Source organism: Parasutterella secunda, from assembly GCF_016901835.1.
Taxonomy (GTDB): domain Bacteria; phylum Pseudomonadota; class Gammaproteobacteria; order Burkholderiales; family Burkholderiaceae_F; genus Aphodousia; species Aphodousia faecavium.
The window spans coordinates 1-9899 of sequence record NZ_JACJKX010000028.1 but is presented as its reverse complement, the minus strand read 5'-3'; the positions used below and the strand labels follow the sequence as shown (position 1 = coordinate 9899).

The following is a 9899-nucleotide window of genomic DNA, read 5'->3' as shown; positions in this document are numbered from 1 at the left end:
ACGGCCGACGAAAACGCAAAGAGAAATTTTCACCTTGTTTGATATCCCGATGAACACTAAAGCTTGGCCTTCAATGCTCTAATTAGGATATACCTCATGAAAATTTAGGATCCAAAGAAATATCCTGCAAATTGTTAAAAGCCGAAAAAATGCTGGTGTTACTGAATTTCGTGATCCCTGTCATAAAGAAAAACCGCTGACATCCTTCTCTGGACTTCAACGTCAGAAACAAATCGCTCATAACGGAGCGAATCTCTGAAAAGAGTTTCGGATTGTCCAAACAATTAGTCAATGGAGCATCGTACTCATCAATCAGGATGACAAGACTTTTTGGAGGCAAAGTGCCCAACCATGCAGACAGCTGCACAAAAAATCCAAGTTCCGGTTTTTTTAGCTCAAACCCGACCGTACTGAATTCCACAAGTAGTTTTTCAATAAATTTTTCAGTGCTGTCCAAATAAAAAATGTGCATCAGCAGGTTAGAGATGCCTTTCGTCAATAAATATAAGGCATCTCGAGAGCCATCTAAAAAGTAGGCCCTCCCAGCTTTTTTCAATCAAACGCAAGCTCCATTTGTTGCTGTGTTTTAGGCGGAGACTGCTTGTGAACACGAAAATCCGGCCGATTAATCCACACATTTAATTTTTTGTACGTTAAAAGGTTTAATCTCACAAACTTCAGTAATCTGGAAAAACTCCAGGGATATCGTGCTATGCGCCGCAATAGCTCGATTAGCAGTGTGGCCACGGCTGCTGTCCAGATCTGGGTCATCACCGCATTTTCTGATGTTCCGATAAAACTTTTGATCTTTAGATTCTGTTTGAGCTTTTTGAAAAACAACTCGATCTGCCAACGCTTACGGTACAAGTCGGCTATCTGTTGAGCGGTCAGGTCAAAATCGTTACTTAAAAACTCAAACCAACGATTATTTTACGAGTCATACCATTGCACCAATCTGAAACGCGTGTCGCCACAAACTTCCTGTGCTTTCTCCTGTGTAAAACGGAAACCATAATCCCCAAAATTTTCTCCTTCCTCGATGACATCGTCTTTTAATCGGGTCGTTTTGGCATTTTCTTTGATTCGTGTGACAAACTTGGTTCCTCGATTGGTTAACCACATAAAAAGGGCATAATCGTTATAGCCCCTGTCCATGACAACCGTAATTTCTTTATTTCCCAGGGCTTCAATAGCGGCTTTGGCCTCTTTGACATCAGCTCTTTTGCCATGAGTCATATTCATCACAACAGGCAATTGAATATCTTCATCAAGAACGGTGTGTAGCTTGAACCCACCTTTAGCTCGACGGTAATGAGCCCAACGAAAACGAGTTAAACACACTGAAATAGTTGTAGAGTCCAGGGCATAGACCGGTTGTACATAGTCTTGATCTAAATGACCTGTAAAGAGCCCTTTATAAGTCTGCAATAAATGAAAATACAGTCTTTGTGTTGCTTGGTAAGACCGGTGTTCATTGGCATAAGCCAGTGTTGTTCGCCCCATGGCTTTAGCCGATAAGTGTTGAAGTTTTCCGACAGCTGAAACTAAACCGTCTTCAATTTCTCTTAGCGAATCACAGCCGGCCAGATGGCAAAACAGCAGAGAAACTATTTGATCCCACAAAGAAAATTTACGAGCATTACTCTGTGGACTGATCCGTTTATCTTCTTGCCGTATCCAGTCTTGAGGAAGGTACTTTAAAAGCTGAGCGAAAAAGCTGATGGGAGCATTTTGGTTGGCGGATTCGTTAAAATAAGTGCCCATGGCGGTTTCTTGATTTTTGGTGTGGTAACTTAAAATCTACAAAGAAAACCGCCATTTTTCTGTCCGTTATTTCCCTACCGGAGACGAACAGGATTTGACTGCATTTTTAAAGTTCTATTTGGACACTAGTGAAATAATTTACCTCTTGAAACTTCTGAGTGGTCAGAAATTATTCAAACTATTAAAGAGAGTTATGGTTTTAGTGGATTGATAGATCAGTATTTTTGCGGTAATGCTGAAGCTAAAAATATCAAAAAGTAACCCTTTAATTTTTGTGGTTCTTTCCTTGAAATCGATAAAACCGAAACCTAATCTCAAGAAAACGAGTATGTAAACAATATCCCGACTTTTAAAACCATCCGCCTTCCATTCCCCATCCATAATTAAACACGTGAGCATTGTTGATTGCCTGCCAGACTTTGCGCATTTTAAGACCCGTTTCGCGTGTCACAAAAAGTGATGACAATTGCCCGTGAGGCGACCCCAGTAAGTCACTGGCTTTCTTCTCCCAAGGCGTTGACTGATCAATACGTTCCCAAGCCTTTAATTCATTTTGAAGCATTAAAGCGACCGCAATGCCTGATGGAATGGGGAGAGGTAATGCAGAATATTTCCACCTACAGCTCACCAAAACCGGGATGGCACCCTTGGCATAAATCGGTCGATCCAAAATTTCAGCAGTGATTGTATAGACTTTATTTTTGCGAAAAGACGCAACGCTTTCGAGCAATTCATCAACACACTGCTCAGAATAGGGACAAGTTATGAAACCGTGAGCAAAATAAATTGTGTGGTCCAAATGAGGATAGCCACACCCGTCTTCCGGATAAAAATAGTCATGCAGCTTTGATTTTTTAGCCGTCATCAAAGGGTGCCAGGTGGGATATGTGTGAACAACCGGACCGATGTAGAGTCTTGAGAGTTTCTGGATTAAGGCGGACGCAGCTTCTTTTTCAGATTCGTTCAAATTGGTGTGGGGGCCGGCGAAATAATTTAAAGCGGCTTTTAAGCCTTCGCTTTTTGCTTCTTCTGCTCGAAAGGCCATGACCATACTCCTAAATGGGTCAATCAACACCAAATATATTTTATGCACGTTTTTTTAATTTTGTGCTTAATTTATTATTTATCAATAAATTAACAATTTTTTATCAACCCTTTGCTCTGAATGAGAAGTATGTTAATGCCGTAGATCTAAACATTAAAAATTTTTGTTATCAGCTCTATGTTATTGACAATCTCTGAACCCATTGAAATTAAATCTTTAACTTGAGTTATGACTCTATTTAATCGACGAAGTGTTTTAGTGACAGTGCTTTCGTCGGAATCCTTTGTTAAAGAATCCATCATATCCTGAACTTCTTTTGCTTCTTCTAAAAGATCATTATTAACCTCACGTTTTTTTAGTTCCTTGACTGCATCCGCATAATTTTCAATTAGTCGACTTAACGCCTCGTAGTTATCTGCAACAATGGTATTTTTTACTATCTGTTCTTGGTTTTGTGTTTGGTTTTGTATTAGGTTTATTTTTGCCCGGGACTTCAGTTTTTCCTGGTATTCAAGGTATGAAAGAAACGGAGTATCCAAGCCTTCCCTCTGTATTAATATATTGAAATTTCTTGAGTTAGGAGCTCCATCAAAAAGATTTTTATATAAACAAAGTTTGCCATTTTGGATATCGGGAAATGAATTTGCCGGATGATCTGTGTGAGAGATCTTTATTCCATCAATCTCATCCCTCTGTATGCGATTACCGATTACTGAAATCTCCTCCCACATTCGATATGGTTGAATTACAGATATCAGTATTTGTTGAAGACTCATATTGTATTGTTGTGTCCACCACCATTGTTTTTTTATACGAATAGCAACGTGCCAATACCCATTTTTCGGCAAATCATCTTTCTTGAACATTGACATTTTTTATTTTCAACTCTCAATTAGTTATTGTCAATCATATGGTTAAGAAAACTACATTTACTAAATACTATGATATATTGTACCGTATAGTGTAAAGCAACGATATACAGATATTGGAGTAACAAATGAAACCTCTCCATCCGGGAATTTATATTCGAATGCATGTTTTACCATCAGACATCAATGTGACAGATGCTGCAAAATTACTTGGAGTCACCCGTGTAGCGCTTTCACGGCTATTAAACGGAAAATCAGCCTTATCTGCAGCAATGGCTCAAAAAATTGCGACGACTTTCGATTTTCCGATTGACCAACTTTTACACACCCAAAATGTTTGGAACGACTGGAAAACAAAGCAAATCAAAATCAATTCTGAACAAAAACTCTATGTCCCACGTTTACTAGACTTTAAAGCTAAGGAAATCAATGAATGGGCAAATGACGTTAGGTCCAGAGAACGTTTCCCTGTACTGATGCGTGTTTTAATTCATTCGTCCAATTACTCTATTGAATCAATCTCTGTACCTGGAAATGATCATTCACAAAAGCGTGGTTTCGATGGGATGGTTATTACAAATTTAAGTAGTCCTTGGGTCCCCAAAGGTTACTCATATTGGGAATTCGGCACCAATCAAAACCCTCTACAAAAAGCACATGAAGATTTTTTACAAAGTCTGAAAAAATTACCTAAAGAAGAACGCCTCAATTCCACCTATGTATTTGTGACTCCACGAAATTGGAAAAGTAAAGATAAGTGGCTAGAAAAGGCAAACGATTCTAAGGAATGGAAAAATGTTTTGGCTTACGACGCAGAAACCTTAGAAGAGTGGATTGAGCAATCGATTGCAGGACAGATTTGGCTAGCCGATGAATTAAATAGAGCCAATTTAAAGTTTCATTCTCTGGATTACTATTGGAAATTATGGGCTGATGGAATGAATCCATCTATAAAACCACGAATTTATAGTTCTGCAAAAGAAAAATTTCTAAAGGAAATACGTCAGTATTTAGAGCACTCTCAAGAAATTAAACCACTCCATATTAGAACCTCAAACATCAAAGAAGCACTTGCCTTATTGGCTCTGGTCTTCGATAAGTACTCAACCGATTATTTCCCAATTGTTTGTAAATCTCCTGATCTAGTTCCTAGAGTTTTTGAAGTAAAAAATAATTTCCTACCGATTTTTTTCGATAAAGAATCTTCTGAGGCATTTCTACCTTATTGCTCCAAACAACCATCTATTGTTTTATGTACGCCGGAGTTTATGGTGCCATACACAAATCAATTCAAAATTATTGATCTACCGCGCCCTAACGATATTGACATTCAAGATGGTCTTACGGAAATGGGATTCTCGCTTTCGGAAATAGAGCGTGTTAAAACAACCATGGGGAATAATATTCCTACTTTACGGAGACGATATGCACTGATTAGCAACCAAATGTCTCCAGGTTGGGAAAATATTAAAAATGCAAAGGATGTATTACTCCCGATATTTTTTATTGGGAAATGGCAGTTGAACAACCGATTTGATTCAGAAATTATTGCTTCGTTTTCTGAAAATTTATCCTATGAGCAAATAAAAAAGGAGGCAATTAAACTAGCAAAGCTGCCTGATGCTCCTTGCAAAATCGGCAAAGAACTGGGAGCAATCATCTCTAGAGAAGAAGTCTTTTACACTGTTATTAATGAACAACTATCAGAAAATCTGATCCGTAAGATATTCAATATCGCGAATATTTTTATTGATTATTTACTCACCGACAGCCATAAAGCAAAATATTCAAATGAATTAGTAGAAGGCTTTTTTTCTTCACTTGCCTATCTATCGGATATTTTAAAAAAGAGCCCTTATAGTCTAATTTTCTCCCAAGAATTAAATAAGTTCGTCAATACAGTCTTCAGGTTACCACTCAGTACAGCTTTTATAACAAAAATCGACAGCATATTACCGTTATTGGCAGAAATTATTCCTAAGGAACTTAGTCGAATTTTCAAACAAGATCTCGATTCAGGTAATAATGCCTTATTGAATCTGGTTAAACCTTCAAAAAACATTTTTAGTCAACCCAATTATTTAGGCTTCCTTACAGCATTAGAAAAGTTAGTCTGGATCAGAGAATCAGCACTTAATGCCCTGTCTGTTTTATTTAGATTGGCTACGAAACCCTTAAATGAAAACTGGGCGAATAGTCCTCTGGAAACCCTGAAGTACATTTTCGATCCTTTTTTGCCTCAAGCCGGACTCTCATTAACAGAGCTTTTTCAAATCTTTGAAAAAATGAGAGATAAATATCCTGAACTGTGTTGGCAAATTGCGATGTCGATAATGGATCCTTATGGAACACAATTAACACAATCCCCCGTTTGGATTAAAGGAAACTTTAGAACTTTACAGGTGACTACAAATGAAGAAAGACAATCCTATCTGGAATTAACTTTCCAGACGTGTCTTCAGTGGCAAAGCTATGATGCTGAAATGATTAATTCGCTCATAAAGATTTTTTATCGCGTTAAAGATAAAAAATATATGAATGCAATTTGGAATTTAATTGAAAAGTGGAAATTATCTGCCTCTGACACTGAACAAGTTAAAGTAAAAGATCAAATACGGTCTATCTATTTTTCGAGACCTTCAAAAGCAGACTTTTCATTCACACTCTCTAGAGAAGGGAATCGAGTTTTTCATGCTTTAGGTTCTGCTAATCCCTATATTGCCCATTTATGGTTATTTACAAAGTATTCTCCAGATATAAAGATCAAAGACTCTCAACTAAGTATCACTGAACAAATGGAGAAACAAAGACAAAAGGGCCAAACCCAACGCAAAAAGAGCCTTACGTTGTTAATCAATAATTATGGTATCAACGCCATTCTTGAACTTCTTTCCTACAATCCAACTTCAATAACCGCGAATTTGATTGCAGAAACTGCGTTACTTATTTTGGATAAAGAAGCACTAATACAATTCGCTATTGAAAAAATGATTGATCATACCCCTATAAACGATGCAACATTCAGAATATTCAGTAGAACATTATTAGGCTCTAAAGACACTTTAAAGCGCTTTTGTGATCAATTAAGACTATCTTCCTACTCTAAGACTCTTATTCCATTGTTATTAAATGCCCCCTTTAATCGCATAATTTGGGACTTTGTTGCTGAGTTACCAAAATCTATACAAAATAAATACTGGCAAAATGTTCATGTTGATGATTGCATCTGGAATGAAGATTTAAACTATGCTCTAGAGCAACTTTACAACGTGAACCGTTTATCAGATTGCTTAAGACTATTTGAGTACCGATATAAAAGTGTCGACATTCAACTTCAATACAAAATTTTAGCTAAGCTTTCTTACCCAGAAGAAAACAGAACTGTTAGAGATCTTTTATCTAAAGAAAATATTCAATTTCTTTTGGGGTCAGTTGAATTGACAACACTACAAAAACTCACTTTGGAAGCGACTTTCTGTCAAAAATTAGTGAACGGATATTTTCACAATAGCGATAGACCTGAGTTACTTAACATAGAAAAATATATTGAATCACAACCTCTGCTATTTTCCTTGTTAGCTCAAAACAGTTTTAACGCTAACCCAAAATCGTTTGCAATTATTGCTGATGAACATTCCTCTGATCTAATAAAGGCCTTATGTCATAACGCTCATTGGATCTTGATGAGTTTGCAACATATTCCCGGATGCTCTTGGGATGACTCAGATATCGATCCAAAAAAGACAATAAACTGGGTTAATCAAGTATTGCAACATACCCCCGAAAACGATGTGGCTTATACAAAATATGAAATAGGTAGTTTATTTAGCCACTGTGATAAGGACTCTATAGATTTACTATGGCCTAACCACCAGATGTGTAACATCCTCGAACAACTGGGATATGATGAATTAGCTCGAGGCTTTGTTAATGGTTATGTTAATTCTCGTGGTTGTAGATGGATTAATGAAAAAACTTATCAAAGTGATGAGCAAAAGGCTTTACTGTTTGAAGAGTTATCTCAAAAATGGTGTATAAGGTATCCTTTTGTTTGTGAAAATATTTTTAACAGGTTAGCTACAGAATTCCATAGATCTGCAGATTCATGCAGATCTATGATTGAGCGATATAAATTCTGATGATTTGCATGAATACAACGTAAACATTTTCCTAATACTGGGAGACATTTCATAAATCATAAAATCTTTCCTGCCTCCCAGTTACCAATCGAACACAGCGTATGATTGTGCATCCTTATTGATCTAATTTCGCTTCGAGTTCGCGACAGAGACGTTTCCCGTATTCAACAGCCGGCTGATCAAAAGCATTTAAACCATAAAGCGTCGCAAGCATTGTGGTTTTATGCTCATACAAAGCCATAAAAGCTCCTAAAGTCTGCGGCACCAATTTTTTTATACGAATGGTTGTTACAGCGTTAAAAAATTCGTCCGATGGACTTTGACGAGTTACGAGTGCCTCGGCTTGCGCCTGAGCATTGGCATTCAGCACAAAATGGTGATGCGCATGCGCGTGCCCGGCTTCTTCACACCAAACAAGATCAATACTTGTACGACTGCTACCATCACGCAACCATTGATAAAAAGAATGTTGTGCTTCGTTGCCAAAACCACCCCAAACCGCCTGCCCTGTTCGAGAGTGAATCAATGAACCGTCGGGTCGTACACTTTTTCCAAGACTTTCCATCTCAAGTTGCTGAAGCCACGCTACCACAAGGCGCAAGCGCTCGTCATACGGTAAAAGACAATGCGAAACCATGCCAAGCTTTGTCGAATTCCAATAGGAAAGAAGCGCCAGAGTCAAAGGAAGATTATCCTCGGCTTTTGCACTCACCATATGGTGATCCATTTGAGCGGCACCTTCCAAAAAAGCCTTAAAAACATCCGCTCCCAGTGCAATCACCAACGGTAAACCGATCGCTCCCCAAACCGAAAAGCGTCCCCCTACCCAAGACCAGATCGGGAAGCGATTTTCCGGCGGTAGATTCATTTCTTCACATGCGCTTTCCTTTGCACTGACTAAAAAAATGTGGCGGGCACGTTGCTCTTTAGTTCGAATGCCGGCGTTTTCATACCATTCACTCACTAGCTCAGCATTAAGCATCGTCTCTCGAGTAGAAAAACTCTTACTAGAAATCACTGTAATCGTTTTTTGAGGATCGAGCACGCCCAAAATACGATCAGCCAACACACCATCAACTGCCGAGAGAAAATGCAGACGAATGGACGGATTGATTTCTCGCAAAGCATGATAGACAGCATGAGGTCCCATTTCTGAACCACCAATACCAACATTAATCACATCGGTAATTTGTCTTCCGCCGCACCCCAACCATTTACCGCTTCTGATCGCTTCAGCCAAGGCGTACATTCTTTGCCGCGTATTTTCCACCTCTTCAAAATGAGGACTGGTCGGGTCAACACTGCGCAGTGAAGTATGCAATGCCTGCCTGTTTTCAGAAGCATTTACCACCTCACCATTAACCATTTTTTGTTGTGCTTCCAATACTCCTGCCTGGTGAGCTTTTTCTAGCAGAGATTGGAACTGTGAATCCATAAGACGCTGACGGCCGATATCCAGAGTAAGATCACATGCGCTTAATTCACAGTGAGAATGTGTTTGCGATAAAAAAATGGTGGAAACGTTCATGATTGAAAGTCCATTAAAAAACTTCTGAAGTGTTAGAAGCACGTATAAAAGTGCATAATGAAATTGTACGTGTTTGTGATTATCTTCACTAGAATGATATTAATTACATGAAGAGCTTTCGTTTAACAACTGTACTGTGACTTGTCCAGAAAAACGTCCGCACCCTCACCTGTCAACTAATTCATTCATAGTTAAAAAAACTCACTGCTGTCCAAATTAAAAATGTGCATAGGCTAGTTTGGAAAGCCTCTTCTCAATAAACATGAGCTTTCCCAAAGAGCCCTTTAAAAGTAGGCCCTCATGATCATTTTCAATCGAAATTAAGCTCCATTTGCCTCTGTGTTTTGGGTGGAGATTGCTTCTGAATTCGAAAATACGGCCGATTAATCCACACATCCAATTTTTTGTACGTCAAAAGATTTAATCTCACAAATTTCAGTAACCAGGAAAAACTCCAGCGATACCGTGCAATGCGCCGTAATATCTCAATTAACAGCGTAGCCACGGCTGCTGTCCAGATCTGAGTCATCACGGCATTTTCAGAGGTTCCGATA

5 protein-coding genes and 2 pseudogenes are annotated in these 9899 nt (G+C 38.5%); 1 reads left to right on the top strand and 6 read right to left on the bottom strand.

Annotation, left to right across the window (positions count from 1 at the left end):
* Positions 1 to 94 precede the first annotated feature (94 nt).
* The 4 genes and pseudogenes from H5985_RS09125 to H5985_RS09105 all read right to left on the bottom strand — a co-directional run bounded on the left by H5985_RS09125 (position 95) and on the right by H5985_RS09105 (position 3675).
* Complete coding sequence (locus H5985_RS09125; protein WP_205050999.1) at positions 95 to 472, bottom strand: AAA family ATPase; 378 nt, start codon at positions 470 to 472, stop codon at positions 95 to 97.
* A gap of 277 nt (positions 473 to 749) precedes the next feature.
* Positions 750 to 1764: pseudogene (locus tag H5985_RS09115) on the bottom strand (IS4 family transposase); the annotation flags it as partial.
* Positions 1765 to 2113: 349 nt separating this feature from the next.
* Positions 2114 to 2809: a hypothetical protein gene (locus tag H5985_RS09110; RefSeq protein ID WP_205050997.1), complete on the bottom strand. Its 696-nt coding sequence runs from the start codon at positions 2807 to 2809 to the stop codon at positions 2114 to 2116.
* 146 nt (positions 2810 to 2955) lie between these two features.
* On the bottom strand, positions 2956 to 3675 hold the full coding sequence (locus tag H5985_RS09105) for a hypothetical protein (RefSeq protein ID WP_205050996.1): 720 nt from the start codon (positions 3673 to 3675) through the stop codon (positions 2956 to 2958).
* A 131-nt stretch (positions 3676 to 3806) separates the two neighbouring features.
* Between H5985_RS09105 and H5985_RS09100 the strand changes: the two genes are divergently transcribed.
* Positions 3807 to 7817 carry a helix-turn-helix transcriptional regulator gene (locus H5985_RS09100; protein ID WP_205050995.1) on the top strand — a complete coding sequence of 1337 codons (4011 nt, stop codon included), beginning with the start codon at positions 3807 to 3809 and terminating at the stop codon, positions 7815 to 7817.
* Positions 7818 to 7932: 115 nt separating this feature from the next.
* On the opposite strand, the gene H5985_RS09095 is transcribed toward H5985_RS09100, so the two are convergent.
* A complete protein-coding gene (locus H5985_RS09095) occupies positions 7933 to 9345 on the bottom strand; it encodes a glucose-6-phosphate isomerase (protein ID WP_205050994.1) in 1413 nt (470 codons plus the stop codon).
* 310 nt (positions 9346 to 9655) lie between these two features.
* Positions 9656 to 9899: pseudogene (locus H5985_RS09090) on the bottom strand (hypothetical protein); the annotation flags it as partial.